At 71.4% G+C, this 26113-nt stretch carries 22 protein-coding genes, 5 tRNA genes and 2 pseudogenes; 7 read left to right on the forward strand and 22 right to left on the reverse strand.

Going from position 1 to position 26113, the window contains the following annotated elements:
- Positions 1 to 84 precede the first annotated feature (84 nt).
- The 4 genes from coaD to J8403_RS13985 form a co-directional block, all read right to left on the reverse strand.
- Positions 85 to 594, reverse strand: a complete 510-nt coding sequence (gene coaD / locus J8403_RS13970) for a pantetheine-phosphate adenylyltransferase (RefSeq protein WP_093464932.1) — start codon at positions 592 to 594, stop codon at positions 85 to 87.
- Positions 591 to 1178: a 16S rRNA (guanine(966)-N(2))-methyltransferase RsmD gene (gene rsmD, locus J8403_RS13975; RefSeq protein ID WP_211123485.1), complete on the reverse strand. Its 588-nt coding sequence runs from the start codon at positions 1176 to 1178 to the stop codon at positions 591 to 593. The genes coaD and rsmD overlap by 4 nt, the downstream gene beginning before the upstream one ends.
- 232 nt (positions 1179 to 1410) lie before the next feature.
- A complete protein-coding gene (recG, locus tag J8403_RS13980; protein WP_246586331.1) occupies positions 1411 to 3570 on the reverse strand; it encodes an ATP-dependent DNA helicase RecG in 2160 nt (719 codons plus the stop codon).
- Positions 3571 to 3698: 128 nt separating this feature from the next.
- Positions 3699 to 5480, reverse strand: a complete 1782-nt coding sequence (locus J8403_RS13985; protein ID WP_211123487.1) for a DAK2 domain-containing protein — start codon at positions 5478 to 5480, stop codon at positions 3699 to 3701.
- Positions 5481 to 5745: 265 nt separating this feature from the next.
- On the opposite strand from J8403_RS13985, the pseudogene rpmB reads away from it, so the two are divergent.
- Positions 5746 to 5856 (forward strand): annotated as a pseudogene (gene rpmB / locus J8403_RS44730) (50S ribosomal protein L28); the annotation flags it as partial.
- A gap of 177 nt (positions 5857 to 6033) precedes the next feature.
- On the opposite strand, the gene thiD reads toward rpmB, so the two are convergent.
- Both thiD and J8403_RS14000 read right to left on the reverse strand, forming a co-directional pair.
- Complete coding sequence (gene thiD / locus J8403_RS13995) at positions 6034 to 6873, reverse strand: bifunctional hydroxymethylpyrimidine kinase/phosphomethylpyrimidine kinase (RefSeq protein WP_211123488.1); 840 nt, start codon at positions 6871 to 6873, stop codon at positions 6034 to 6036.
- 199 nt (positions 6874 to 7072) lie between these two features.
- Entirely contained in the window at positions 7073 to 8041 is a 969-nt protein-coding gene (locus J8403_RS14000) for a thiamine-phosphate kinase (protein WP_211123489.1), read from the reverse strand.
- 137 nt (positions 8042 to 8178) lie between these two features.
- On the opposite strand from J8403_RS14000, the gene J8403_RS14005 reads away from it, so the two are divergent.
- Entirely contained in the window at positions 8179 to 8412 is a 234-nt protein-coding gene (locus J8403_RS14005; RefSeq protein ID WP_014055158.1) for an Lrp/AsnC family transcriptional regulator, read from the forward strand.
- Between the two features lie 74 nt (positions 8413 to 8486).
- On the forward strand, positions 8487 to 8930 hold the full coding sequence (locus J8403_RS14010) for a DUF3515 domain-containing protein (RefSeq protein ID WP_211128237.1): 444 nt from the start codon (positions 8487 to 8489) through the stop codon (positions 8928 to 8930).
- 15 nt (positions 8931 to 8945) lie between these two features.
- Here the strand turns inward: J8403_RS14010 and J8403_RS14015 are convergent, their stop codons facing one another.
- From J8403_RS14015 to J8403_RS14025, 3 genes are read right to left on the reverse strand one after another with little or no spacing between them, the layout of a single operon-like run.
- A complete protein-coding gene (locus J8403_RS14015) occupies positions 8946 to 10118 on the reverse strand; it encodes a D-alanine--D-alanine ligase family protein (protein WP_211123490.1) in 1173 nt (390 codons plus the stop codon).
- A gap of 34 nt (positions 10119 to 10152) precedes the next feature.
- Positions 10153 to 11154: an NAD(P)H-dependent glycerol-3-phosphate dehydrogenase gene (locus J8403_RS14020; RefSeq protein ID WP_014055155.1), complete on the reverse strand. Its 1002-nt coding sequence runs from the start codon at positions 11152 to 11154 to the stop codon at positions 10153 to 10155.
- Positions 11151 to 11912, reverse strand: a complete 762-nt coding sequence (locus J8403_RS14025; protein ID WP_211123491.1) for a lysophospholipid acyltransferase family protein — start codon at positions 11910 to 11912, stop codon at positions 11151 to 11153. Before J8403_RS14025 ends, J8403_RS14020 begins: the two co-directional genes overlap by 4 nt.
- 171 nt (positions 11913 to 12083) lie before the next feature.
- Between J8403_RS14025 and cofC the strand changes: the two are divergent.
- Positions 12084 to 12698: pseudogene (cofC, locus tag J8403_RS14030) on the forward strand (2-phospho-L-lactate guanylyltransferase); the annotation flags it as partial.
- A gap of 301 nt (positions 12699 to 12999) precedes the next feature.
- On the opposite strand, the gene J8403_RS14035 reads toward cofC, so the two are convergent.
- From J8403_RS14035 to leuC, 4 genes are all read right to left on the reverse strand, one after another.
- Complete coding sequence (locus tag J8403_RS14035; protein WP_093464919.1) at positions 13000 to 13572, reverse strand: HU family DNA-binding protein; 573 nt, start codon at positions 13570 to 13572, stop codon at positions 13000 to 13002.
- A 125-nt stretch (positions 13573 to 13697) separates the two neighbouring features.
- On the reverse strand, positions 13698 to 13943 hold the full coding sequence (locus J8403_RS14040) for an SCO5555 family protein (protein ID WP_014055151.1): 246 nt from the start codon (positions 13941 to 13943) through the stop codon (positions 13698 to 13700).
- 124 nt (positions 13944 to 14067) lie between these two features.
- Positions 14068 to 14661, reverse strand: a complete 594-nt coding sequence (leuD, locus tag J8403_RS14045; protein WP_211123493.1) for a 3-isopropylmalate dehydratase small subunit — start codon at positions 14659 to 14661, stop codon at positions 14068 to 14070.
- A gap of 6 nt (positions 14662 to 14667) precedes the next feature.
- On the reverse strand, positions 14668 to 16098 hold the full coding sequence (gene leuC / locus J8403_RS14050) for a 3-isopropylmalate dehydratase large subunit (protein ID WP_211123494.1): 1431 nt from the start codon (positions 16096 to 16098) through the stop codon (positions 14668 to 14670).
- A gap of 142 nt (positions 16099 to 16240) precedes the next feature.
- Here leuC and ndgR point away from each other — a divergent pair, with 142 nt between their 5' ends.
- A complete protein-coding gene (gene ndgR / locus J8403_RS14055) occupies positions 16241 to 16957 on the forward strand; it encodes an IclR family transcriptional regulator NdgR (RefSeq protein ID WP_030834082.1) in 717 nt (238 codons plus the stop codon).
- A gap of 85 nt (positions 16958 to 17042) precedes the next feature.
- Here ndgR and J8403_RS14060 read toward each other — a convergent pair whose 3' ends face one another.
- Complete coding sequence (locus J8403_RS14060; protein ID WP_211123495.1) at positions 17043 to 17534, reverse strand: DUF4188 domain-containing protein; 492 nt, start codon at positions 17532 to 17534, stop codon at positions 17043 to 17045.
- A gap of 94 nt (positions 17535 to 17628) precedes the next feature.
- Between J8403_RS14060 and J8403_RS14065 the strand changes: the two genes are divergently transcribed.
- On the forward strand, positions 17629 to 18270 hold the full coding sequence (locus J8403_RS14065) for a MerR family transcriptional regulator (RefSeq protein WP_059144162.1): 642 nt from the start codon (positions 17629 to 17631) through the stop codon (positions 18268 to 18270).
- A 77-nt stretch (positions 18271 to 18347) separates the two neighbouring features.
- Here the strand turns inward: J8403_RS14065 and J8403_RS14070 are convergent.
- The 8 genes from J8403_RS14070 to J8403_RS14105 all read right to left on the reverse strand — a co-directional run bounded on the left by J8403_RS14070 (position 18348) and on the right by J8403_RS14105 (position 21606).
- Positions 18348 to 18423 (reverse strand) — tRNA-Glu (locus tag J8403_RS14070).
- 22 nt (positions 18424 to 18445) lie between these two features.
- Positions 18446 to 18517 (reverse strand) — tRNA-Gln (locus J8403_RS14075).
- Positions 18518 to 18530: 13 nt separating this feature from the next.
- Positions 18531 to 18603, reverse strand: a tRNA-Glu gene (locus tag J8403_RS14080).
- A gap of 31 nt (positions 18604 to 18634) precedes the next feature.
- Positions 18635 to 18707, reverse strand: a tRNA-Glu gene (locus J8403_RS14085).
- A gap of 50 nt (positions 18708 to 18757) precedes the next feature.
- Positions 18758 to 18829, reverse strand: a tRNA-Gln gene (locus tag J8403_RS14090).
- Positions 18830 to 18997: 168 nt separating this feature from the next.
- Positions 18998 to 20485: a glutamate--tRNA ligase gene (gene gltX, locus J8403_RS14095; RefSeq protein ID WP_211123496.1), complete on the reverse strand. Its 1488-nt coding sequence runs from the start codon at positions 20483 to 20485 to the stop codon at positions 18998 to 19000.
- Positions 20478 to 21269, reverse strand: a complete 792-nt coding sequence (locus J8403_RS14100) for a fumarylacetoacetate hydrolase family protein (RefSeq protein WP_093464910.1) — start codon at positions 21267 to 21269, stop codon at positions 20478 to 20480. The genes gltX and J8403_RS14100 overlap by 8 nt, the downstream gene beginning before the upstream one ends.
- Before the next feature lie 121 nt (positions 21270 to 21390).
- On the reverse strand, positions 21391 to 21606 hold the full coding sequence (locus tag J8403_RS14105) for a hypothetical protein (protein WP_161559909.1): 216 nt from the start codon (positions 21604 to 21606) through the stop codon (positions 21391 to 21393).
- A gap of 592 nt (positions 21607 to 22198) precedes the next feature.
- Here J8403_RS14105 and J8403_RS14110 point away from each other — a divergent pair.
- Positions 22199 to 26113, forward strand: coding sequence for a sensor histidine kinase (locus tag J8403_RS14110; protein WP_211123497.1), 3915 nt, complete (start codon positions 22199 to 22201; stop codon positions 26111 to 26113).

Genomic DNA, 26113 nt, shown 5'->3' on the forward strand with positions numbered 1-26113 from the left:
GATGCGGATGGGAACGGAGAACGAACGGGACGACTGTACGGCGAGCGGACCGCTCCCGGACAGCCGCTGACGTCCCGTCAGCCGTTACTTCCGGCCGAGCCGCTCGGAGAGCGATTCCAGCACCACCGGGGGCACCAGGTGGGAGACGTCGCCGCCCCAGGCGGCGACCTCCTTGACCAGGCTGGAGGAGAGGAAGCTGTAGGTGGGGTTGGTGGGCACGAACAGCGTCTCCACGCCGGAGAGGCCGTTGTTCATCTGGGCCATCTGCAGCTCGTAGTCGAAGTCGCTGACGGCCCGCAGCCCCTTGACGATCGCGGGGATGTCGCGCTGCTTGCAGAAGTCGACCAGAAGTCCATGGAACGCCTCTACCTTGACGTTTCCGTATTCCTCCGTGGTCTGGCGGAGGAAGTCGATCCGCTCCTCCACCGTGAACAGGCCCTGCTTCGACTTGTTGATCATCACGGCGACGTGCACGACGTCATAGAGCTTGGAGGCACGGCCGATGATGTCGAGGTGTCCATTGGTGACGGGGTCGAACGACCCCGGGCAGACTGCGCGGCGCAACGGAAGTTCCTCGCTCTCGGATCCGGTCATGACGCGTTCTCGCACGTCGAGGCGGCGCGACCGTACCAAAGCGTGCCCTCGCCGTACCGACGGGCCCGTAGCCCCTCGAATCCGGCAGGCCACACGAACTCCCCACCTCGTGTGCTCCGCTCAACGGTGGCCAGCGCGTCGGCCGCTAGCCAGCCATTCCCCAGGAGTGTGAGGAGGATCTCGCGGAGTTCGGCGTCGGTGACGGCGTAGGGCGGGTCCAGGAAAACGACGTCGTACGGGCCGGTGACGGGGGCCTGGCCGGTGACGGTCTGTTCGGCCTTGCCGGTGCGCAGCTCCGCGCCGGGCAGACCGAGCGCCCGGACGTTCTGACGGATCGTGCGGGCCGCCCGCGGGTCCGACTCGACCAGCAGCACATGGCCGGCGCCGCGGGACAGCGCCTCCAGGCCGACCGCGCCGGAGCCGCCGTACAGGTCGAGGACGCGGGCCCCGTCCAGCGAGCCGAGCAGCGACTCCCAGGTGGAGAACAGGCCCTCGCGCGCCCGGTCCGAAGTGGGTCGGGTGCCGTTTCCCGGCGGCACGGCCAGGCGGCGTCCGCCGGCCGCTCCGGCGATCACGCGGGTCATGGGTGGTGGCAGTCCTTCGCGGTGGTCGGGGCTGCGGCGCACCGCGCCCGTCCGGGCGGGGCCGCCGCACCTCCACGATATGGCGTCCGGGGGCGGGCGGTGGCCGCGCGCTCGGAACGCGGGGCCCGGCCCCGCCCCCGGCGCCCGTCCAGCCCTCGTCCCGGCCCCTGTCCCAGCATCTGTCCCAGCCCTCGCCTCGGCCCCTGTCCCGGTGTCTGTCCCGGCTCTGGTCTCAGCCCTTGTCGAGGTACTCCTCGCGCTCCTTGTCCAGCAGGGCGTCCAGCGCGGTGCGCAGCTCCGGGTATCCGGTCAGCTCCGGGTCGTCGGCGACGATCGCGGTCGCCTCCTCCCGGGCCGCCGCGATGACCTCCTCGTCGTCGATGACGGCGAGCACCCGCAGCGAGGAGCGGACGCCGGACTGGGCCTGGCCGAGCACATCGCCCTCCCGGCGCTGCTCCAGGTCGATCCGGGACAGCTCGAAGCCGTCGAGCGTGGCCGCGACCGCGCCCAGCCGCGCCCGGGCGGGGCTGGCCTCGGGCATGTCGGTCACCAGCAGACACAGCCCGGCGGCCGAGCCACGGCCGACACGGCCGCGCAGCTGATGCAGCTGGGAGACGCCGAACCGGTCGGCGTCCATGATCACCATGGCGGTGGCGTTGGGGACGTTGACACCGACCTCGATGACGGTCGTGGCGACCAGGACGTCCACCTCGCCCGCGGCGAAGCGGCGCATCACGTCGTCCTTGGCCTCGGGCTGCATCCGCCCGTGCAGCACCTCCACCCGCAGATCGCTCAGCGGCCCCTTGGTGAGCTGCTCGGCGACCTCGACGACGGCCAGCGGGGGGCGCTTCTCGGCCTCGTCCTCGGGGGACGGGCTCGCGGCGCCCTTGGACGCGTCCCCCTCGTCGCCGGCGTCGTCCCCGATCCGCGGGCACACCACATACCCCTGGTGCCCGGCGGCCACCTCCTCGCGCACCCGCTCCCAGGCGCGGGCCAGGAAGTGCGGCTTGTCCTTGGCGGGCACCACATGGGAGGCGATCGGGGAGCGGCCCGAGGGCAGCTGGTCCAGGACGGAGGTCTCCAGGTCGCCGAAGACGGTCATGGCGACGGTGCGCGGGATCGGGGTGGCCGTCATCACCAGCAGATGCGGGGGCTGCTTGCCCTTCGAGCGCAGGGCGTCGCGCTGCTCGACCCCGAAGCGGTGCTGCTCGTCGACGACGACCAGCCCCAGGTCGTGGAACTGGACCTTGTCCTCGATCAGGGCGTGGGTGCCGATCACGATCCCAGCCTCGCCGGTGACCAGGTCCAGCAGCGCCTGACGGCGGGCCGCGGCGCCCATGGAACCGGTGAGCAGCACCACCTTGGTGCCCTGCTCCGCGCCGCCGAGCATTCCCCCCTCGGCCAGCTCCCCCATCATCTCGGTGATCGAGCGGTGGTGCTGCTGGGCGAGCACCTCGGTGGGCGCGAGCATCGCCGCCTGTCCCCCGGCGTCCACGACGCCGAGCATCGCGCGCAGCGCGACCATGGTCTTGCCCGAGCCGACCTCGCCCTGGAGCAGCCGGTGCATGGGGTGGTCGGTGGCCAGGTCGGCGAAGATCTCCTCGCTGACCCGGCGCTGGCCCTCGGTGAGGGTGAACGGCAGCCGGGCGTCGAAGGCGGTCAGCAGCCCGTCCGGGACGGGCTTGCGGGGCGCCGCGGGCAGCTGGGCGTCGGCCCGCCGGCGCCGGGCGAGCGCCACCTGCAGGACGAACGCCTCGTCCCACTTCAGGCGGTCCCGGGCCATCGCGATATCGGTCTTGGTGGCCGGCCGGTGGATCTTGCGCAGTGCCTCGGGGAGCGTGGCCAGCCCCCGGCCCTCGCGGAGGCTGTCGGGGAGCGGGTCGACGAGCCCGGCCAGCGCGGTCTCCTCGTGGCCGGCCGGGCCCAGCACCGTGTCGATGGCCTGCTGGATCTGCCAGGACTCCATTTGCTTGCACGCCGGATAGAGCGGCAGCAGCTGATGGGCGAACGCCTCCACGGCCTCCGCGCCGCTCTCCGCGCCCAGCGTCTTGAACTCCGGGTGGGCCAGCTGCCGCTTGCGGTTGAAGACCGAGACCTTCCCGGCGAACATCGCGCGGGTGCCCGGCTGCAGCTCCGATCGCGGCTTGTGGACCCCCTTGCCGAAGAAGACCAGCTGGAGACGGCCGCTGCCGTCGGTGATGGTGACCTCCAGCCGGCGGCCCCGGCCGCCGTTGAACGTATGCACCCGGGCGTCGGCGACCTGCGCCACCACGGTCACATGCTCGTCCAGGGGCAGGTCGGACAGCCGGGTCAGCTCACCGCGCTCCGCGTACCGCCGCGGGTAGTGGTGCAGCAGATCGCCGACGGTGTGCAGGTCGAGATGGTCGGCCATCACCTTCGCGGTGTTGCCGCCCAGGACCTTCTTCAGTGGTTCATCCAGCACGGGCACGCGTCCATTGCACACCACGGCAGTGACAAAGCGGGTGACGAGCGGGGTGATTCAGCGTCCGGCCGCCGGTCTCATTCGATGCCTATGATCAGCGGCGCGGTGGGCTGACCGCCGTGGTAGACGACCGTGTCGACAGCGAAGTGCCCCTCCCGGACATGCCGCTCCAGCCGTTCGGCGACCTCGTCGGGCAGGCCCGCACCGAGCACCAGCGTGACCATCTCGCCGCCCGAGGCCAGCATCCGGTCCAGCACCGTCTCGGCGGTCGCGGCCAGCTCCGAGCCGATCACCGCCACATCGCCGTCGATCATGCCCAGGACGTCCCCGGCCTGGCACACCCCGGCCATGGTCCAGGACTGGCGCTCGGCGACGGCCAGTTCCGCGTAGCGGGTGGCACCCGCCGCCGAGGTCATGGCGACCACGTCCTCGTCGAAGCTGCGGGCCGGCTCGTGGACGGCGAGGGCGGCGATGCCCTGGACCGCGGAGCGGGTGGGGATCACCGCGACCCGTACGCCCTCCGCGCGGGCCTGGGCCGCGGCCGCGGCGGCCGTGTGGCGCAGCTCGGTGTCGTTCGGCAGCAGCACGACCTCCCGGGCGCCGGCCCGGCGGACCGCGTCGACCAGTTCACCGCTGCCGGGCGGCTCCCCGGGGCGGGTGGCGACCGCGGTCGCGCCCGCCTCGGCGCACAGCGCGGCCAGCCCGTCCCCGGGGACGACGGCGACCACGGCTCGGCCCACGCGCTCGGTACGCGGGCCGCCGATGGGGCCCTTGGCGCCGGGCTGGTCCGGCAGGACGACGACCGGGCCCGGCCGGTCCGGGCCCGCGGCGCCCGCCTTACGGGCGGCGGCGCCGTCGAAGTGGGTGATCCGGATGCGGTACGGGCGCCCGGCCTGGATGCCCGCCTCCACGGCCGCCCCCGCGTCGTCCACATGGACGTGCACATTCCACAGGCCGTCGCCGCCGACGATCACCAAGGAGTCGCCAAGGGCGTCCAGCCGCTCCCTCAGGGCGGCCACCGCCATGTCGCCGGCCTCCAGGAGGTAGATCACCTCGAAGGCGGGCCCGCCGTCCGCGGCGTCGTCGGCGGGACAGCCCGCGGGGTCCTGGCCATGCGTCCCGGCGGGGGCCAGGGCGTCACGCGTCGGGCCGTCACCGCGGGAGCGTACGGGCCCGAGCGCCGCGGGCGCCTCGCCCGACAGGGCCTCGGCGAGCCCGCCCAGGACCGTCACCAGGCCGTAGCCGCCCGCGTCGACCACCCCCGCGCGGGCGAGGACGTCGAGCTGGCCGGGGGTGGCCTGGAGCGCCGTCCGGGCGCTCTCATAGGCGGCGCGGGCCACCGTGGCGGCGTCGCCCGTGGCACGCTCCGCGCCCTCCGCAGCGGCCACGGCGACCGTAAGGACGGTGCCTTCGACGGGGTGGGCGACGGCCAGGTAGGCGAGGTCGGCCGCGCGCCGCAGCGCCAGCCGCAGCCCGACCGCCTCGTCCGCGCCCCGGCCACCCTGCGCCGGGCCCCCCTGCGCCGGGCCGTCGGCCAGGACGTCCGCCATGCCGCGCAGCAGCTGCGCCAGGATCGTGCCGGAGTTGCCCCGCGCGCCGATCAGGGCGCCATGGGCCATGGCGCGCACCACATCGGGGAGTGTGGGACGGGAGGCGGCGGCCGAGGCGGCATGGCCGTCGAAGGCGGCGTCGACGGCCCGCGCGGCGGACTCGACGGTCAGGTACAGATTGGTGCCGGTGTCCCCGTCCGCGACCGGATAGACGTTGATCGCGTCGATCTCCGCGCGGGCCCGGCCCAGCGCGTCCAGCGCCAGCCCGCACCAGGTCCGTACCGCATCGGCGTCGAGCGTGTGCGGCACGTAACGTCCTCCTCGGAGGCTGCTGGGGCGGGGGCGGGCATCGCGTCACCGCAGGGTAGTCGCCGCCCTCGGCGGGTGCCGGGCCAGCCATGATAGTTTCGTTGTACGGGAGTGGCCGTTGTATGCTGCTCCGGTTGCCCGATGCGAATCGGGCCATTCCCCCCAGGCGCCGCCGATCCACCGCGATCCAGGCAACGTCCGGGGCATCCGTTCAGTGTCCTGTCTCCTCGCGGGAAGCGAGGGTGACCCGTCTTTGGAGTAACCCGTGGCTGCCAACTGCGACGTCTGCGGCAAGGGGCCGGGCTTCGGCAACAACATCTCGCACTCGCACCGCCGCACCCGCCGTCGTTGGAACCCCAACATCCAGACGGTGCGCGCTGTGGTCGGTCGTACCCCGAAGCGGCTCAACGTCTGCACCTCTTGCATCAAGGCCGGCAAGGTTTCGCGCTAGTCGTCTAGTCGCACGGCCTCCCCGCGCAAGCGGGAACCGGTACGCCGAGGCCGGTCCACCAACGGTGTGGACCGGCCTTTTCGCGTGCCCTTACACGCACGCTCAGTCAGTTCCTTCCCGCAACCACCCGTGGTCGACCGGGCCGATGCCCGCGCCCAGGGGGAAGCCCGCCGCGATGGCGCCCGTGACGTAGTCCTTGGCCGCCGTGACGGCCTGAGGCACCTCGAACCCGCCCGCCAGATACGTGGCGATCGCCGCGGCGAGGGTGCATCCCGTGCCGTGCGTATGGCGGTTGTCGTGGCGGGGCGCCCGCAGCCAGTGCTCCTCGGTGCCGTCCGTGAGCAGATCCACCGCCTCGCCGCCGGGCAGATGGCCGCCCTTGATCAGCGCCCACCGCGGGCCGTGGCCCAGCACCGCCCCGGCCGCCCGCCGCTGATCGTCCTCCGACTCCACCCGGACGCCGGTGAGCTGGGCCACCTCGTCCAGGTTGGGCGTGGCGACGGTCGCGGTCGGCAGCAGCTTCGTACGGACCGCGTCGAGCGCCTCGGTGGCCAGCAGCGGATCGCCGTGCTTGGAGACCCCGACCGGATCGACGACCACCGGCGCGGGCAGATCCGCGAGCAGCGCGGCGACGGTCTCGACCAGTTCGGCGGTCGCCAGCATGCCGGTCTTGACCGCCTGGACGCCGATGTCGTCGGCCACGCTGCGGAACTGGGCCCGTACGGCCTCGGCGGGCAGCTCCCAGGCGCCCTGGACGCCCACGGAGTTCTGCGCCGTCACCGCGGTGATCACGCTCATGCCATGGGCGCCCAGGGCCAGCATGGTCTTCAGATCGGCCTGGATACCCGCACCGCCGCCGGAGTCCGATCCGGCGACGGTGAGGACGCGCACGGGCGCCGAGCCGTCATGGGAGGGGCGGGGGATACGAGGAGGCAGGACCATGGGTCCGAATCTACTCGCCGCCCCCACACCCCCGAGATCCCCCTCGGCGCCCTCACCGCCGACGCGGCTCCCTCACCAACGACTCGACGCCCTTACGGCGGGCCCAACGCCCTTACGGCGGACTCGGCGCCCTTGAACGTTGGACGCGACGCCCTTACCGCCGACCGGCGCCCTTACCGCCGACGCGGCTCCCTTACCGTCACTCGGCGCCATTGCCGTCGCCGAAGTGGTCCCAGCCCCCATGAGCCCAGGGGGCCCCGTCCACCGTCACCTGGGGCAGCGCCGAGGGGTTCAGCACCTCGCCGATCACCTTCCAGCGGGCCGGCAGCTTGGCGTCGGGCGGGAAGGTGGCCACGATCGCGTGGTCCTCTCCCCCGCTGAGCACCCACTGCAGCGGATCCACGCCCACCGCCTGGCCGATGTCCGACATCTGCGAGGGGATGTCGATGTCCCCCGAGCGCAGATCGATACGGACCTTGCTGGCCTCCGCGATATGCCCGAGGTCGGCCACCAGCCCGTCGCTCACATCGGTCATGGCGGTCGCGCCGAGCCCGGCGGCGGCCGGACCGGCGTGGTACGGCGGCTCCGGCCGGCGGTGCGCCTCGACGAAGGCCCGCGGCGAGCGGAAGCCGCGTGAGAGCACCGCGTGTCCGGCCGCCGACCAGCCCAGCCACCCGGTGACGGCGACAACGTCGCCGGGCTGGGCACCGGATCGGGTGACCGGCTCGTGGTTGCGCAGATCGCCCAGGGCGGTGATGGCCACGGTGATCGTGTCCCCGCGCACCACATCACCACCGACCACGGCCGCGCCCGCCACCTGGCATTCGTCGCGGATGCCGTCCATCAGCTCGGCCGGCCAGGTCACCGGCAGATCGGCGGGGACCACCAGGCCGAGCAGCAGCGCGGTCGGCACCGCGCCCATGGCCGCGATGTCGGCCAGGTTCTGGGCCGCGGCCTTACGGCCGACGTCATAGGCGGTGGACCAGTCCCTGCGGAAGTGCCTGCCCTCCAGCAGGACATCGGTACTGGCCACGACCCTCCGGTCGGGCGCGGCCACGACCGCGGCATCGTCACCGGGCCCCAACCTCACCGCCGGGGTGGTGGTGAGCCGGGAGGTGAGCTCTCTGATGAGCCCGAACTCCCCCAACTCGCCCACGGTGCCCTTCATCCCATCGCCCCTTCGTGCTCGTGGCCGCTTGCCCACCACGCCGCGCTCCCCGCGCGGGTCTCCCCGCGCCGCATGGCGACGCGGTACCGTGGCGTCCCTTCTCCCCACATGATCCTCGTAGCCGCCCTGGAGGTTCCGTGGTACAGGCGTACATCCTGATCCAAACCGAGGTCGGCAAGGCCTCGACCGTGGCCGACGTCATCGCCAAGCTCCCCGGGGTGATACAGGCGGAGGACGTCACGGGCCCCTACGACGTGATCGTCCGCGCCCAGGCCGACACCGTCGATGAGCTCGGCCGCATGGTGGTCGCGAAAGTCCAGCAAGTCGAAGGCATCACTCGAACCCTGACCTGCCCGGTCGTCCATCTCTAGCTCCCCCGTATGCTCGGCCGGTGAATTGCGCACACCGTAGTCTCGCCCAACGGCTCGTTCCGCTCTCCGCCACCATGGCGCTGGCCCTGGTGTCGATGGCCGGTTGCACCTTCACCGGGGATTCCGACGACAGCGTGGCGCTCGCGGTTCCCACACCGTCCGCACAGGCGGCGACGGTGTGCCGGGCGCTCCACAAGGAACTGCCCTCCACCGTGAACGGGCTGAAGCGGGGCACCGCCGAGCCCGCCTCGGACTACACAGCCGTGTGGGGGGACCCCGCCGTGCGGCTGCGCTGCGGGGTCCCCCGGCCGGAGGCCATGGGCTCCACGACCGAGTCGGCCGAGGTGAACGGCGTCGGGTGGCTGCCGGAGAAGCAAGAGGACGGCTACCGCTTCACCACCGTACTTCGCCGGGCGTATGTCGAGGTGACCGTGCCCGGGAAGTACGCCCCCGAGGTCAACGCCCTGCTCGACCTCGCCAAGGCCGTCAAGAAGACGGTGCCCAAGGGCGTGGCCTAGGGGCCCGCCCGGGCCCTAGCGCAGCCCGGTCGAGCGGCGCAGCGCGGCCTGCAGCAGCCGGTCCACCAGCTCGGGGTAGCTCACACCGCTCTCCTGCCACATGCGCGGGTACATCGAGATCGGGGTGAAGCCGGGCATGGTGTTGATCTCGTTGATCACGAACTCGCCGCTGTCCAGCAGGAAGAAGTCGGCCCGGACCAGCCCCTCGCAGGACGCCGCCTCGAAGGCGGCCACCGCGAGCTCCTGGACCCGCCGGGTCTGCTCCTCGGTGAGCGGCGCGGGCACGATACCGGCCGCCGAGTCGATGTACTTCGCCTCGAAGTCGTAGAAGGAGTGGGAGGAGACCGGCGGGATCTCGGCGGGCAGGCTGGCGCGCGGCCCGGCCTCGTACTCCAGCACCCCGCATTCGATCTCGCGGCCGCGCAGCAGCGCCTCCACGATGACCTTCGGGTCGTGGCGCCGGGCCTCCTCGATGGCCTCGTCCAGGTCCGCCGGGTCCTCGACCTTGGTGATGCCGATGGACGAGCCGGCCCGCGCGGGCTTCACGAAGAGCGGCCAGCCGTGCTCCGCGGCGAACTCCACGATCCTGCGGCGGGCGGCGGAAGGTTCCTGCTGCCACTCCCGGGGGCGGATCACCTCGTACGGGCCGACGGGCAGCCCGAAGGAGACGAACACCCGCTTCATGTACTCCTTGTCCATGCCCACGGCGGAGGCGAGCACCCCGGCGCCCACATACGGCACCCCGGACAGCTCCAGCAGCCCCTGGAGGGTGCCGTCCTCGCCGTACGGGCCGTGCAGCATGGGGAAGACGACGTCGACGTCGCCCAGTGCCTTGGGCACCGACCCCGGCTCGCTGTAGACGACCTCGCGGCTCCCCGGGTCGACCGGGAGGACGACCGAACCCTCGCCGGACTCGGCGAGCCGTTCGACGCTGGGCAGCTCGCGGCCCGCGATGCCCATCCGCTCGGGCTCGTCGGCGGTCAGCGCCCAACGGCCGTCGGCGGTGATGCCGATCGGCAGCACGTCGTACTTCTCGCGGTCGATGGCGCGCAGCACGGCGCCCGCGGTGACCACCGAGATGGCGTGCTCGGAGCTGCGGCCGCCGAAGACGACGGCGACGCGCGGCTTGTGCCGCTCGCCTCCGGAAGGAGCCGGGACAGGGCCTGAGGAAGGGGTCTGGCTGCTCATATCGCGTTGAGGTTACCTTGCGGTCCGCGCGGCGTCAGTGCCGCTCGGCCTTGGCGCTGCGGGACATCAGCTCTTTGAGTGCGACAAGCGGCTGTTTGCCGTCGTGCACGATCTCGACGACGGTCTCGGTGATGGGCATGTCGACGTCGAAGCGGCGGGCGAGATCCAGCACGGACTCGCACGACTTGACGCCCTCCGCGGTCTGCTTGGTGACCGCGATGGTCTCCTCCAGCGTCATCCCGCGCCCCAGGTTGGTGCCGAAGGTGTGGTTGCGGGAGAGCGGCGAGGAGCAGGTGGCGACGAGGTCGCCCATGCCGGCCAGGCCGGCGAAGGTGTGCGCGTCGGCGCCCATCGCCAGGCCCAGCCGGGTCGTTTCGGCGAGGCCGCGGGTGATGAGCGACGCCTTGGTGTTGTCGCCGAGCCCCATGCCGTCGGCGATGCCCACGGCCAGCGCGATGACGTTCTTCACCGCGCCGCCCAGCTCGCAGCCGACCACGTCGGTGTTGGTGTACGGGCGGAAGTACGCGGTGTGGCAGGCGGTCTGGAGGCGGCGGGCCACACTCTCGTCGGGGCAGGCCACCACGGAGGCGGCGGGCTGCCGGGCGGCGATCTCCTTGGCCAGGTTGGGCCCGGTGAGCACCGCGACGCGCTCCGCGGGCGCCTTGGCGACCTCCTGGACGACCTCGCTCATCCGCTTGGCCGTGCCGAGTTCGACGCCCTTCATCAGGGAGACCAGCACGGTGTCGGCGGCCAGCAGCGGGGCCCATTCGGAGAGGTTGCCGCGCAGCGTCTGGGAGGGCACGGAGAAGACGGTGAACTCCGCGCCGGCCGCGGCCTCCGCCGGGTCGGTGGTGGCCCGCACCCCGTCGGGGAGCCGCACCCCGGGGAAGTAGTCGGGATTGGTGCGGCCGGTGTTGATGGCCTCGACGACACCGGGCCGGCGGCCCCACAGCGTCACCTCGCAGCCGGCGTCGGCGAGCACCATCGCGAAGGCGGTGCCCCAGGAGCCGGTGCCGAAGACGGCGCAGCGCGTCACTTGCTCTCCTCATCGGCCAGCGGGAGCGGCGGGCCGTCGGTGCTGGTGGTGCTGGTGGGCCGGTCGTGCCGGTGAACGGGCGCCGGCTCGCCGCGCACCTCGGAGAGGAGGTCGGTGATGGCGTCCATGATGGCGTCGGTGGCCGCCCGGAGGACCTCCGCGGTGGGCTCCTGGCCGTAGAACCCGGACAGGTCCACCGGCGGGCCGGCGAGCACCTTGAGGGTCTTGCGCGGGAAGAGACGGACCCGCTTCTCCTTGGCGTACGGCGGCACGGCCTCGTTGGCGCCCCACTGGGCGACGGGGATCACCGGGGCCTTGGTGAGCAGCGCGACCCGCGCCGCGCCGGTCTTTCCGCGCATGGGCCACATGTCGGGGTCGCGGGTGAGGGTGCCCTCGGGGTAGAAGGCCACGCACTCGCCCTTGTTGATGGCGTCCACGGCGGCCCGGAAGGCGTTGGCGGCGTCGGTGGACTCGCGGTAGACGGGGATCTGGCCGGTGCCGCGGAGCATGGAGCCCATGAAGCCGCCCCTGAAGAGGGCGGCCTTGGCGAGGAAGCGCGGCACCCTTCCGGTGTTGTACTGGAAGTGCGCGTAGGAGAGGGGGTCGAGATACGAGTTGTGATTGATCGCGGTGATAAATCCACCGTCGGCGGGAATGTGCTCCATTCCGTGCCAGTCCCGCTTGAACAGAACCACCAGCGGCGGTTTGCACAAGACCGCTGCCATGCGGTACCAGAAGCCGATTCTGCGGCCGGACACTCGGAACATCCTCTCTTGGACCCTGCTGACCTGCTGGCTTGCTGTCGTCCCCGGCAGCCGCACAAGTGTCGCTCCAGGCACCCTGTCTGTCGAGAACACCGTAACCCCGCACGTCTTCGGCGAGCCGGGCAGCAGGTCAGAATGAGGCCCGTGGGAAGAAACGGAGCCCCTGTGACCTGGACCCTCGTGGTGCCGCTGAAGCCCTTGTCACGGGCCAAGACCAGGCTCTCCGACGCCGCGGGGGACGGCCTCCGGGCCTCGCTCGCGCTCGCGTTCGCCCAGGACACGGTGGGCGCGGCGCTGGCGAGCCGCTGGGTGCGCGGGGTGACCGTCGTCACCGACGACCCGCTCGCCGGACGTGAGCTGTCGGCCCTCGGCGCCCGGATCCTGCCCGACTCCCCGGGGCGCGGGCTGAACGCGGCGCTGGCGCACGGCGCCCTGGCGGTGCGCGGGGAGCGCCCGGGGGCCGCCGTGGCGGCGATGAACGCCGATCTCCCGGCGCTGCGGACCGTCGAGCTCGACCTGGTGCTCGAGGCCGCGTCCGGCTTCTCACGCGCCTTTCTGGCGGATGCCGCGGGGGTGGGCACGACCCTCCTCTCGGCGGCGCCCGGTGCCGATCTGGCGCCTGCCTTCGGGGGCCCCTCACGGGCCCGGCACCGGGCGTCGGGGGCGCGGGAGATCGAGCTGGCGGGGGTGGACTCGGTGCGGCGGGACGTGGACACGGCCTTGGATCTGCGCGCGGCGGTGGCCCTGGGTGTGGGCGCCCACACCAGGGCTAGGCTGGCGGACATGCAGGGAACCGCCTATACGTACGACCCCGAGACCCGCGCCGGCAGTGTGCTGCTCGACGACGGCACCCCGCTGCCGTTCGACACCGCGGCCTTCGACGCCGGGGGGCTGCGGATGCTGCGCCCGGGCCAGCGGGTGCGGATCGAGGTGGAGGGCGAGGGCGAGCAGCGCCGGGTCGTCTTCGTCACGCTGCAGACGTTCTGAGCACCGCGGGGAGCACGCGCACAGCACCGCGGGCCGGGCTCCCTCGGGGAGCCCGGCCCGGCGCGTGAACAGTGCGGCGCCCGTGCGCCGCCGGCTAGCGCTTCCTGGCGGTGGTCTTCTTCGTGGTGGTCTTACGGGCGCTCGTCTTGCGCGCCGGGGCCTTCTTGGCGGCGGCCTTGGCGGGCGCCTTCTTGGCCGTCGTCTTCTTGGCGGGGGCCTTCTTGGCCGCGGCCTTGGCGGGTGCCTTCTTGGCCGTCGCCTTCTTGGCCGTCGTCTTCTTCGCAGGAGCCTTCTTGGCGGTCGCCTTCTTGGCCGCGGCCTTCTTCGCCGCCACCTGGAGGCTGCCCTTGGGAGCCTTCTTCACGGCGACCTCACCGCCGCGCGGGAGCTTCTTCGAGCCGCTCACCAGGTCCTTGAACCCCTGGCCGGCACGGAAGCGGGGAACCGAGGTCTTCTTGACCCTCACCCGCTCCCCGGTCTGCGGGTTACGGGCGTACCGGGCGGGCCGTTCCACCTTCTCGAACGAACCAAAACCAGTGACTGAAACTCGCTCCCCGGCGACGACCGCCCGGACGATGGCGTCCAGAACTGCGTCGACGGCTTCGGCGGCCTGCTGACGGCCGCCGACCTTGTCGGCAATCGCTTCTACGAGCTGCGCCTTGTTCACGTCTTCCCCTTCGGAGACATTGCCGGAATCAATGTGTTCAAGCCTTTTCGCACGTTAGGCAGATATATACCGCAAATCAAACACGAAACGGGCTAATCACCCTTGTGCCGCAACGCACTCGATCGTCACGGACTTCCGTCGGTGTCGGGATCTTGGGGGAAACGGCCCTCGTCGAGGTCGTTCATCAACCGCTCCAGACGCTTTGCCGCATCTGCGAGATCGTGTTTCGCCGCTGAGGTGATGACCAGCAGCTTCCGGGACAGCGCCATCCGTACGCCCTCCGGGACTTGCAGTGCGCGCACCCTTGCGTGCGCTTCCTTGAGCCGGTCGGCGACGATGCCGTAGAGCTCGAGTTGGCCGTCGCGTTCCATGCACTGATTGTGCCATCTGAGGCGAGTTGTCGCTTCACGGGGCCTCAACATGCCGATGCGCCACCGGTCCGAGGACCGGCGGCGCATCTTGCCAAACCCGCTCTGTACAGGGAGAACCGGGGGGTCAGACCTCCACGGTGCTCGGCTTGAAGGAGGGACGACGCGCCTCGTACGCGGCGATGGATTCGTCCTCCCTGAGGGTGAGGCTGATGTCGTCCAGCCCCTCCAGGAGTCGCCACCGGGCATTCTCGTCAAGCTCAAAATCAGCCGTGATGCCCTCGGCCCGAACCTGGCGGTCGACGAGGTCCACGGTGACCTCCGCGGCGGGGTCCGCCTCGACCAGCTTCCACAGCCGGTCCACGGTCTCCTGCGGCAGGACGACGGTCAGCAGCCCGTTCTTGAGGGAGTTGCCGCGGAAGATGTCCGCGAAGCGGGACGAGATGACGGCCTTGAAGCCGTAGTTCTGCAGCGCCCATACCGCGTGCTCGCGCGAGGAGCCGGTGCCGAAGTCGGGACCGGCCACCAGAACCGTTCCACCCTTGTACTGGGCCGTGTTGAGCACGAACTCCGGGTCCTTGCGCCAGGCCTCGAAGAGTCCGTCCTCGAAGCCGTCGCGGGTGACCTTCTTGAGCCAGTGCGCCGGGATGATCTGGTCCGTGTCCACATTGCTGCGGCGCAGCGGAACGGCCCGGCCGGTGTGCGTGGTGAATGCTTCCATGACTGCTCAGGCCCCCACGGGAGTCGATACGGCCGCGTCGGACAGATCGGCGGGCGAGGCCAGATGGCCCAGTACCGCGGTGGCGGCGGCCACCTGCGGCGAGACCAGGTGGGTCCGGCCGCCCTTGCCCTGCCGGCCCTCGAAGTTGCGGTTGGAGGTGGACGCCGAGCGCTCGCCGGGCGCGAGCTGGTCGGGGTTCATGCCCAGGCACATCGAACAGCCCGCGTGCCGCCATTCGGCGCCGGCGGCGGTGAACACCTTGTCCAGCCCCTCCTCGACGGCCTGCAGGGCGACCCGCACCGAGCCGGGGACCACCAACATCCGTACGCCGTCGGCCACCGAGCGGCCGGACAGCACCGAGGCGGCGGAGCGCAGGTCCTCGATCCGGCCATTGGTGCAGGAGCCGACGAAGACCGTGTCCACCGCGATGTCGCGCAGCGGCTGACCCGCCGTCAGACCCATGTACTCCAGGGCCTTCTCGGCGGCGAACCGCTCGCTGGCGTCCTCGAAGGAGGCCGGGTCCGGGACCGACTCCGACAGCGGAGCGCCCTGGCCGGGGTTGGTGCCCCAGGTGACGAACGGGGCGAGTTCGGAGGCGTCGATGACGACCTCTCGGTCGAAGACCGCGTCGTCGTCGCTGCGCAGGGTGCGCCAGTACGCGACGGCCGCGTCCCAGTCGCCGCCCTGGGGGGCGTGCGGACGGCCCTCCAGATAGGCGAAGGTCGTCTCGTCCGGAGCGATCATGCCCGCCCGGGCACCCGCCTCGATGGACATGTTGCACACGGTCATCCGGGCCTCCATCGAGAGCTTCTCGATGGCGGGGCCGCGGTACTCGAGCACATAGCCCTGGCCGCCGCCGGTGCCGATCTTCGCGATGATCGCCAGGATCAGGTCCTTGGCGGTGACGCTCTCGGGCAGCTCGCCCTCGACGGTGATCGCCATGGTCTTGAACGGCGCGAGCGGCAGCGTCTGGGTCGCCAGCACATGCTCGACCTGGCTGGTGCCGATACCGAACGCGAGCGCGCCGAAGGCACCGTGGGTCGAGGTGTGACTGTCACCGCAGACCACGGTCGTACCGGGCTGGGTCAGTCCCAGCTGCGGTCCCACCACGTGGACGACGCCCTGCTCGACATCGCCGAGCGGGTGCAGCCGGACGCCGAACTCCGCGCAGTTCTTGCGCAGCGTCTCCAGCTGGGCACGGGAGACGGGGTCCGCGATCGGCTTGTCGATGTCGAGGGTGGGGGTGTTGTGGTCCTCGGTCGCGAGGGTGAGGTCGGTACGACGGACCGTGCGGCCGGCCTTGCGCAGGCCGTCGAACGCCTGCGGGCTGGTCACCTCGTGCAGCAGGTGCAGATCGATGAAGAGCAGGTCAGGCTCGCCTTCGGCGTGCCGGACGACATGGTCGTCCCAGACCTTCTCCGCGAGTGTCCGTCCCATCGCATTCCCTCCGGCCGGCGCCAGTGCCGGCCCAGCTTGTCTCGACTGCGTGCCCTGGTCTGCGGGCCCGCCATTTACAGAGTGGCGGGTCTCCCGGGAAATTGAACTTGCGTTTCACACTGTGAGACGCGAGTATCGTCCCATGGACAACACTAGCGGCGTCGGCGTTCTCGACAAGGCGGCTCTGGTCCTGAGCGCCCTGGAGTCCGGCCCGGCCACCCTCGCCGGACTGGTCGGGGCGACCGGTCTCGCCCGCCCCACGGCACACCGGCTCGCGGTCGCACTCGAGCACCACCGGATGGTGGCACGCGACATGCAGGGACGCTTCATTCTGGGCCCCCGCCTGGCCGAGCTGGCGGCGGCTGCGGGCGAGGACCGGCTGCTCGCCACGGCCGGTCCGGTGCTCACCCATCTCCGGGACGTCACCGGCGAGAGCGCCCAGCTCTACCGGCGCCAGGGAGACATGCGCATCTGTGTCGCCGCGGCCGAGCGGCTGTCCGGACTGCGGGACACCGTGCCGGTCGGCTCCACCCTCCCGATGAAGGCCGGCTCGGCCGCCCAGGTCCTGATGGCCTGGGAGGAGCCGGAGCGGCTGCACCGCGGACTGCAGGGGGCCCGTTTCACCGCCACGGCCCTGTCCGGCGTACGACGGCGGGGCTGGGCCCAGTCGATCGGCGAGCGGGAGCCCGGCGTGGCGTCCGTCTCGGCGCCCGTGCGCGGCCCGTCCAACCGCGTGGTCGCCGCCGTCTCGGTCTCCGGACCGATCGAGCGGCTGACCCGCCACCCGGGCCGGATGCACGCCCAGGCCGTCATCGACGCGGCGGCCCGCCTGACCGACGCCCTCCGCCGAGGGAATTGATCACGCCGCACCCGGGAGCCGTCACGCCCGTGGCCCGTCACGCCCGGGAGCCGTCACGCCCGGGAGCCGTCACGCCCGGGAGCCGTCACGCCCTCTTCAGGCTCAGCCGGTCGGCCGCGCGGTCACCGCGGCGGCCGACCGGGACGACCCCGGTGGCCTTGCCCAGGCCGAACGCCGGCATGTTGAGGTAGATCGCCTCGTGCGCCCCGGCCGGTACGACATAGGTCTCGTGCCAGAAGCCGACCTTGCCCCGGCCCTCCCGTATCCGGCGGTTGAACGCCGCCCAGGCGGGACGGTGCTCCTTGTCCTGGGCCGACGCGTACTCCAGCAGCTTCTCGTGCGAGTCCCAGTACTGGACGACATAGAGCACCCGGGGCGGGCCGAACAGCAGCTGATAGCTCAGCATTCCGCTCCCCTCGTCCTGCGACAGCTCGCGGAGCATCCGCGGCATCGCCTTGAAGACCGGCAGCCAGCTGCGCAGCGCCCGGAAGCGGTTGATGCGCATGCCGATCAGGAAGACGGTGACCTCCCCCTCGGCCTCGGCGGTCATACGGCCGGCGAACAGCTCGGTACCCATGGTGATCCCCTTGTCCCCACGTCGGGATAGTCTTGGATAGCGGCGCTATCCATTACTTGGATAGTGCCACTCTCCAACGGAAGGTGCAACAGGGATGCGACTGGCGGAGCTCAGCGAGCGCAGCGGAGTGCCCACCGCGACGATCAAGTACTACCTGCGCGAGCGGCTGCTGCCGCCGGGAGAGCGGATCACCGCCACCACGTCGGAGTACGGCGAGGAGCATCTGCGCCGGCTGCGGCTGGTGCGCTCGCTGATCCAGGTCGGCCGGATGCCGGTGGCCACCGCGCGCGAGGTGCTGGAGGCCGCCGAGGACGAGTCGCTCAGCCAGAACACCCGGATGGGAGCGGCGGTCTGGGCGCTGCCGCACGGCCCCGAGCCCGACGAGGACGATCCGCACGCGGCGCGGGCCCGGGAGCAGGTGGACACCGTGCTGCGGCGGATGGACTGGTCCTACGGCCAGGAGCTGGGCGACACCTCCCCCGCCTACCGGATGCTGGTCGCGGCCATCGCCTCGCTGGACCGCCTGGGCTATCCCCATGACACCGAGCACCTTCTGGTGCACGCCCGGCTGGCGGGTGAACTGGCCGTCGCCGACCTGGATCTGGTGGAGACCTACGACACCCCGCCCGAGCGGATCGAGGCGGTGGTGGCGCTGACGGTGCTCTACGAGCCGGTGCTGCTCAGCCTGCGGCGGCTCGCGCAAACCGAGGAGTCCGGGCGCCGCTTCGCGGAGTGAGCCGCGACCGGGGCATGAATTCACGGAGTGACCAGGACACGAAAAAGCCCCCCGCGCTGTCGCGGAGGGCTTTTCGCTGGTACCCCCGACCGGATTCGAACCGGCGCTACCGCCTTGAGAGGGCGGCGTGCTAGGCCGCTACACAACGGGGGCCTGAATCAGCACAGATGCTGCGCTGGGCTACCAGGACTCGAACCTAGACTAAATGAACCAGAATCACTCGTGCTGCCAATTACACCATAGCCCATGGTATAGACCAGTACCCCCGACCGGATTCGAACCGGCGCTACCGCCTTGAGAGGGCGGCGTGCTAGGCCGCTACACAACGGGGGCCCTAGCGATCTCCGAATTGCGAAGAGATCCGTACCCCCGACCGGATTCGAACCGGCGCTACTGCCTTGAGAGGGCAGCGTGCTAGGCCGCTACACAACGGGGGCCTGGTCCTGCTTTGATCAAGAGATCCATCACTCATCCGACGGATCTCTTGCTGGGGTACCAGGACTCGAACCTAGACTAAGTGAACCAGAATCACTCGTGCTGCCAATTACACCATACCCCACCAAAACGCCACCCCCGTAAGGGGTTTTGTTTGGCTTGCGCCCCGGCCCGGCCTCTCGGCCCGCCCGTCCGGCGCAGGAAGAACATTACCCGATGGTGGACGGGCCACCAAAACGAGTATCACCGCGAGTGGCGCCGCCTCACAGGCCCAGGCAGCGCCCCGCGCCCCTTATCCGGCCAGCTTCGCCAGCGCCGCGTCCACCCGGGCCAGCGTGCGCTCGCGCCCCAGGACCTCCAGGGACTCGAACAGCGGCAGTCCGACCGTACGGCCGGTGACCGCGACCCGCAGCGGGGCCTGGGCCTTGCCCAGTTTGAGGCCGTGCTCCTCGCCGGCCGCGAGGACCGCGGCCTTCAGGGTCTCGGCGTCCCAGTCCGCCTCGGCGAGCCGGGTACGGACCGAGGCCAGGAGCGCGTCCGCGCCCGGCTTCATCGCCTTGGTCCAGGACGCCTCGTCCTGGACGGGCTCATCGAGGAAGAGGAAGTCCACGTTCGCGGTGATGTCGGACAGGACCGTCAGCCGGGTCTGGGCCAGCGGGGCCAGCGCCGCGAAGGCGGCCGCGTCGAAGGCGTCCGGGGACCACGGCGCGTGCGGGGCCTTCAGCCAGGGCTCGCACGCCTCGATGAACGCCTTCACGTCCAGCAGCCGGATGTGGTCCGCGTTGATCGCCTCGGCCTTCTTGAGGTCGAAACGCGCCGGGTTGGCGTTCACCCCCGAGATGTCGAACGCCTCGACCATCTCCGCCGGCGAGAAGACGTCCCGGTCGGCGGAGAGCGACCAGCCCAGCAGGGAGAGGTAGTTGAGCAGTCCCTCGGGGAGGAAGCCGCGCTCCCGGTAGAGGTTCAGCGAGGCCTGCGGGTCGCGCTTGGAGAGCTTCTTGTTGCCCTCGCCCATCACATACGGGAGATGGCCGAACTCGGGCACCGTGCCGGGGCCCACACCGATCTCGGCGAGCGCCCGGTAGAGCCCGATCTGCCGCGGGGTGGAGGAGAGCAGGTCCTCGCCGCGCAGCACATGCGTGATCTCCATCAGCGCGTCGTCCACGGGGTTGACGAGCGTGTAGAGGGGCGCGCCGTTGGCCCGCACGATGCCGTAGTCCGAGACGTTCTCGGGGGTGAAGGTCAGCTCACCGCGCACCAGGTCGGTGAAGGTGATCGGCTCGTCCGGCATCCGGAAGCGCACGATCGAGGCGCGCCCCTCGGCCTCGTACGCGGCGATCTGCTCGGCGGTCAGGGTGCGGCAGGTGCCGTCGTAGCCGGAGGGCCGGCCGGCCTTGCGGGCCGCCTCGCGGCGCTCCTCCAGCTCCTCGGCGGTGCAGTAGCAGCGGTAGGCGTGGCCCGCCTCCAGCAGCTTGTCCGCGACCTCGCGGTAGAGGTCCATCCGCTGCGACTGGCGGTAGGGCTCGTGCGGACCGCCGACCTCGGGGCCCTCGTCCCAGTCGAAGCCCAGCCAGCGCATGGCGTCCAGCAGCTGGGTGTAGGACTCCTCGGAGTCGCGCGCCGCGTCGGTGTCCTCGATGCGGAACACCAGGGTGCCGCCGTGGTGACGGGCGAAGGCCCAGTTGAACAGGGCCGTGCGGACCAGGCCGACATGGGGGTTGCCGGTCGGCGAGGGACAGAAACGAACTCGGACGGGGGCGGAGGGGGATGCGCTAGCCACGCTTGATCACCTTGTTGGTGAGAGTGCCGATGCCTTCGATGGTGACGGCGACCTCGTCGCCGACGGAGAGCGGGCCGACGCCCGCCGGAGTGCCGGTGAGCACGACGTCGCCGGGGAGCAGCGTCATCGCCTCGGTGATGTGCACGATCAGATCCTCGATCGGGCGCACCATCTCGCTCGTCCGGCCGAGCTGACGCTGTTCACCGTTGACGGTGCACATGATGCCGAGATCGGCGGCGCGCGTCAGGTCGATATCGGTCTCCACCCAGGGGCCCAGCGGGCAGGAGGCGTCGAAGCCCTTGGCCCGCGCCCACTGCTTCTCGCTCCGCTGGGCATCGCGGGCCGTGATGTCGTTGCCGCAGGTGTAGCCGAGGATGACGTCCTTGACGCGGTCACGCGGAACCTCACGGCACATCCGCCCGATCACCACGGCCAGCTCGGCCTCGTAGTGCACCTCGGAGGAGAAGGAGGGATACGTGATGGGGTCGCCGGGGCCGATCACGGAGGTGGACGGCTTGAAGAAGACGACCGGGACGTCGGGGACCTCGTTGCCCAGCTCCGCCGCGTGCTCGGCGTAGTTGCGGCCGATTCCGACGACCTTGTTCGGCAGGACGGGCGGCAGCAGCCGGACCTTGCTCAGCGGGACCTTCTGGCCCGAGCGCTCGAATTCGGCGAAGGGGTGGCCCTTGATGATGTCGATGACGGGGCCGTCCTGATCGGACGGCTCACCCTCCACCACGCCGAAGGCGACGTTGCCGTCGATGGAGAATCTGGCGATGCGCACGGGAAGCCTTGGCTCCTTGACTGAACTCGCTGGAGACTGACGCTCCAGGCTATCGCTCCGCGTCCCGCGCGCCGCCGTCCCGCCTGCCGGGAGTGGTGGCGTCCGCCACAGCCCCGGGGAATCAGTGGCCCGGGGCCTCGGTGAGCACGGTGCGCTTGGGGTTCGCGGTCCGGTTCGGCAGGTCGACGCGCTGCTCCGGCTGCTCCTCGGGCGCGGCCGACAGGTCGTCGGCGTCCTTGATGTCCTGGGCGTCCCCCAGCTCTTGGACGTCCTTGAGATGGGCCAGGGTGGTGCGCCGCGGGTTGGCTATGGAGTGGAACATCATCGTCGTCTTCACGTGGTCTACGCCTCGTTCTTGTCGTCCGTACCGGCTGTGTAAAGCGTCAGGCTAGAGGCGGCCTTGCCCATCGATTCGCAGGAAAAGTCACCGCGAGCATGTGATATTACTCACGAACGATCAGGCAAAAGCCGCATAGGAGACAGTTACGCAATCGCCCTAAACGGACATCGCCTACCTGAACCCGACGTTCCGCTCTTGATCATCGCTAGCCGGACACTCGATTGAGGCCTTCGATTCGTACACGAAAGTCCGTTATCGCCGACATGACTTTCTACGTCCCGTAATAAAGTCCGCACTGAGCGTCACACGGATCACAGCCTTATCCATTGCCCTTGTTGCAGCATCCGGCACTGTGCTGGAATTCCCGGGACCGCCGCGGGATTCACCGGCGCGCACGGGGGCGCAGCGACAGAGGCGCCGAGCGGCGGGGGGCTCCTCTTGTCGACATGAAAGGAAGCGCGCCGGTCACTCACGACCGACAGGGGGGATCGCGGTCCCCCACGACTCGACACCGCTCCGCCGGTTCTCCGGAGGAGCGCCTGGTCCAGAGGTTGCGACGCTAGTGCAGGGACGTATCAAGAGGGATGGTATGGGGGCTCCCCAGGCCCGCCAGGGCCGAGGGGATGCTTCGGCGGACCCGGAGCCGCGTGGCGGGACCGACCGCGGCTCCTCGCCTCAGCGCGCCCAGGGGAGCAGCAGCGGCAGGACTCTGGGTGATCAAGGCCCCGAGGCCGGCACGCAGAGCGCTACCCGGATCAGTGCGCCCAGTGGCGGCGGCGACGCGGAGCAGCCGGCCAAGCCGAAGAGTTCCGGGCCCACCGGGCCCGGCAATCGCATGGCCCTGCGCAACTGGCGCATCAGCACCCGACTGGTCTCCCTGCTCACGCTCCCGGTGGTCGCGGCGACCACCCTGGGGGCGCTGCGCATCGAGGGCTCGCTGGACAACATCCAGCAGCTCGACCAGATGAAGCTGCTCACCAAGATGACGCAGCAGGCCACCCAGCTGGCCAGCGCGCTCCAGGAGGAGCGCGACAAGTCGGCCGGCCCGCTGGCGGGCAAGGGCAACGACAAGGACGACCGGGTCGTCTCCACGCGTGAGGACACCAACCGCGCCATCACGGCCTTCCGCGAGGCCACCCACCAGATCGACCCCGGCGACCAGTCGCTGGCCGGTGTGCAGTCCACGCTCGTCAACATCGACCGTCAGCTCGGCAAGATCAACGAGGTCCGTGACACGGCCTACGACAACAGCCAGTACTACTCGCTGACGGTCCAGAACTACAACGAGCTGATCAACTCGCTGCTGCTGCTCTCCCAGGACATGGCGCAGGCGACCAGCAACCGCGCGATGATCAACAACACCCGCGCGCTCGCCACCTTCTCCTCCGCCAAGGAGTACGCCTCCATCCAGCGCGCGCTCATCAGCGCCGCCCTCGCCGACCCCAAGGGCGCCGACTTCTCCGCCAACGACCGCCGCTTCGCCAGGACCGCGGTGGACAAGGAGAACGAGGCGCTCGGCCGCTTCAAGCAGATCCGCCAGGGCAACTCCGAGGATCTGCTCGAACCGCTGGACAGCCGCCCGGACATCAAGGCGGCGACCATGTACGCCGACCGCGCGGTGCGCGACCCCGAGGGGCTGAAGGCCGAGAAGCGCACCGATCTTGACTGGTACGACCAGGACAGTATCAAGATCGAAGAGATGGGCAAGATCGAGGAGACGCTGCTCAGCGAGATGCAGCAGAAGGCTCGTGAGCTCCGCAACTCCGCCCAGCAGGACGCGATCCTCAACGGTGCGCTGATCCTGCTGGTCCTCGGCGTCTCCCTGGTCGGCGCCTTCGTCGTGGCCCGCTCCATGGTCCGCTCGCTGCGCCGCCTCCAGGACACCGCGCAGGAGGTCTCCCAGAAGCGGCTGCCCGAACTGGTCAAGCAGCTCTCCGAGTCCGATCCGCAGGATGTGGACACCTCCGTCGAGTCCGTCGGTGTGCACAGCCGGGACGAGATCGGAAAGGTGGCCGCGGCCTTCGACGACGTGCACCGCGAGGCGGTCCGGCTCGCCGCCGAGCAGGCCCTGCTGCGGGGCAACGTCAACGCGATGTTCACCAACCTCTCGCGCCGCAGCCAGGGCCTCATCCAGCGCCAGCTCTCGCTCATCTCCGAGCTCGAGAGCCGCGAGGCCGACCCGGATCAGCTCTCCTCGCTCTTCAAGCTGGACCACCTCGCCACCCGTATGCGCCGTAACGGCGAGAACCTCCTGGTCCTCGCGGGTGAGGAGCCCGGCCGCCGGTGGACCCGGCCGGTGCCGCTGGTGGACGTGCTCCGCGCGGCCGCCTCCGAGGTGGAGCAGTACGAGCGCATCGAGCTCAGCTCGGTCCCGGCGACCGAGGTGGCCGGCCGGGTCGTCAACGACCTCGTCCACCTGCTCGCCGAGCTGCTGGAGAACGCCACCTCCTTCTCCTCGCCGCAGACCAAGGTCAAGGTCACCGGTCACGCCCTGCCCGACGGGCGGGTGCTGGTCGAGATCCACGACACCGGTATCGGGCTCTCGCCCGAGGACCTGGCGGCGATCAACGAGCGGCTGGCCTCCCCGCCCACGGTCGATGTGTCGGTGTCCCGGCGCATGGGTCTGTTCGTGGTCGGCCGGCTGTCGCTGCGCCACGGCATCCGCATCCAGCTCCGGCCGTCCGACTCGGGCGGTACGACGGCGCTGGTCATGCTGCCGGTCGATGTCGCCCAGGGCGGCCGGAAGCCGGCGCCGCAGGCCGCCGGCGGCAAGTCGGGCCAGGGTGCCCCGGCCGCCGGTGGCGGTCAGGGCAACGGCTCGGCCGGGCTGCTCGGCTCGGCGCCCTCGCGGCGCCAGGTCCCGGGCTCGGGTTCGCGCGCCGCGCTGCCGGGCAACGGCGGTAGCGGGCTGCCGACCCGGCCGGTCGGCGCCGGTGCGGGCCCCACGGGCGGCGCCCCGGGCGGCGGCACCAACTTCTTCGAGGGCGGACGGGCTCCGGCCCCCCGGAGCAACGCGCCCGCGGGCCCCGGCGCTCCCGGTGGCCAGAGTGGCCCCGGTGGCCAGGGCGGTCAGGGCGCTCCCTCCGGACGTCCCCCGCTTCCGCAGCGCAACGAGGGCCCGACCGTCGCTCCGCCGACCGGCGCCCCGGCCCGCGCCGACGGCGGCGACCAGGGCGGCCGTCCGCAGCTGCCCACCCGCGGCCCCGCGCCCGAGCTTCCGGCCCCGTCCCAGCCCGGCACCAGCTGGGGCGCCCGCGCCGCGGCCGGCGAGGACGACTGGCCGGGCACGCCGCGCGACGCGGTCGACACCCCGCGCGGGCACGAGGAGTACGACTCCACGGGCCAGTTCGCCCGTCCGGACCTCGGTGGCTCCGGGGACCGTCGCGACCCGTTCGGCAACCGCGGCCCCGGCGACACCGGCGAGCTGCCGCAGCTGAGCGACAGCCCCAACCTGTTCGAGCCGCGCCGCGGGGCCACTGGACCGCAGGGCGGCCAGGGACCGGCCGACACCGGCCAGTTCAACCGGCCCGACTACGGCCGCGGCCCCGGCGACACCGGCGAGTTCGCCCGTCCGGAGCTCGGCCGGGGCCCGGGTGACACCGGTGAGTACGCCCAGCCCCGGTTCGAGGACGCCGCCCCGCGCGGCGGACGCGGCCCCGGGGACACGGGCGAGTTCCCGCGCCCGAACATGGGCGGCCCGGGCGACACCGGCGAGTTCCCGCGTCCGAACATGGGCGACACCGGCGAGTACCCCCGCCCGAACATGGGCGACACCGGCGAGTACGCCCGTCCCGACATGGGTGGCACCGGCGAGTACCCGCTGCCCCAGGGGCCCCAGGGCCAGCCCGGTGGGCGCCCGAACGATCCGCTGCCGCCCGCCGGTCCCGGCGACGGCCGCACCCCGATCTTCGACACCATCGAGTCGTCCTGGCATCTCAACCAGGGCGAGGACCAAGGCATATCGGGCTCCCAGGGCGGTGGCCGGTCGTTCCCGTCCGCGCCCTCCGCCCCCGAGCCCACCCCCGGCCGGCCCGCCTCCGCCGTACCGCCGCCCTCGGCCCACGAGCCGCTGCCGGCGGCCCAGGGCATGGGCGACTTCCCCGGTGCCCAGGGCCCGGGCGACTTCGCCGGATCGGGCGCCGCGGCGGGCCCCGGCACCAACGGGACCGGCCCGGGCGGCCGGAACGCGGGTTCCCACTGGCGTACGTCGCCCCACAACGACGAGCGCTGGCGCCGCGCCGAGCAGGTCCGCGAACCCGCGGCCGGCGGTATCACGTCGTCCGGGTTGCCACGGCGGGTGCCGCGCGCAAACCTCGTGGAGGGTGCCGCACACCAGCCGCAGCAGCCGGACCAGGCTGGGCCGCAGGTGTCCCGCGCGCCCGATGATGTACGCGGCAGGCTGACCAACCTCCGCCGTGGAATTCAGCAGGGTCGCCGGGCCGGTACCGGACTCGGCGGCAACCATGATCGCGGCATTGGCCCGACTTACCAGCAGGAGCGTTAG

The sequence above is a fragment of the Streptomyces yatensis genome (assembly GCF_018069625.1).
Lineage (GTDB): Bacteria > Actinomycetota > Actinomycetes > Streptomycetales > Streptomycetaceae > Streptomyces > Streptomyces yatensis.

Bases quoted from the DNA above. Each gene is read 5' to 3' on its own strand.
- coaD (WP_093464932.1), bottom strand. From the start codon at position 594: ATGACCGGATCCGAGAGCGAGGAACTTCCGTTGCGCCGCGCAGTCTGC.
- rsmD (WP_211123485.1), bottom strand. From the start codon at position 1,178: ATGACCCGCGTGATCGCCGGAGCGGCCGGCGGACGCCGCCTGGCCGTG.
- recG (WP_246586331.1), bottom strand. From the start codon at position 3,570: ATGGCCGACCATCTCGACCTGCACACCGTCGGCGATCTGCTGCACCAC.
- thiD (WP_211123488.1), bottom strand. From the start codon at position 6,873: ATGGTCCTGCCTCCTCGTATCCCCCGCCCCTCCCATGACGGCTCGGCG.
- J8403_RS14000 (WP_211123489.1), bottom strand. From the start codon at position 8,041: ATGAAGGGCACCGTGGGCGAGTTGGGGGAGTTCGGGCTCATCAGAGAG.
- J8403_RS14010 (WP_211128237.1), top strand. From the start codon at position 8,487: ATGGCGCTGGCCCTGGTGTCGATGGCCGGTTGCACCTTCACCGGGGAT.
- J8403_RS14015 (WP_211123490.1), bottom strand. From the start codon at position 10,118: ATGAGCAGCCAGACCCCTTCCTCAGGCCCTGTCCCGGCTCCTTCCGGA.
- J8403_RS14040 (WP_014055151.1), bottom strand. From the start codon at position 13,943: ATGGAACGCGACGGCCAACTCGAGCTCTACGGCATCGTCGCCGACCGG.
- leuD (WP_211123493.1), bottom strand. From the start codon at position 14,661: ATGGAAGCATTCACCACGCACACCGGCCGGGCCGTTCCGCTGCGCCGC.
- leuC (WP_211123494.1), bottom strand. From the start codon at position 16,098: ATGGGACGGACACTCGCGGAGAAGGTCTGGGACGACCATGTCGTCCGG.
- ndgR (WP_030834082.1), top strand. From the start codon at position 16,241: ATGGACAACACTAGCGGCGTCGGCGTTCTCGACAAGGCGGCTCTGGTC.
- J8403_RS14060 (WP_211123495.1), bottom strand. From the start codon at position 17,534: ATGGGTACCGAGCTGTTCGCCGGCCGTATGACCGCCGAGGCCGAGGGG.
- J8403_RS14065 (WP_059144162.1), top strand. From the start codon at position 17,629: ATGCGACTGGCGGAGCTCAGCGAGCGCAGCGGAGTGCCCACCGCGACG.
- J8403_RS14110 (WP_211123497.1), top strand. From the start codon at position 22,199: ATGGGGGCTCCCCAGGCCCGCCAGGGCCGAGGGGATGCTTCGGCGGAC.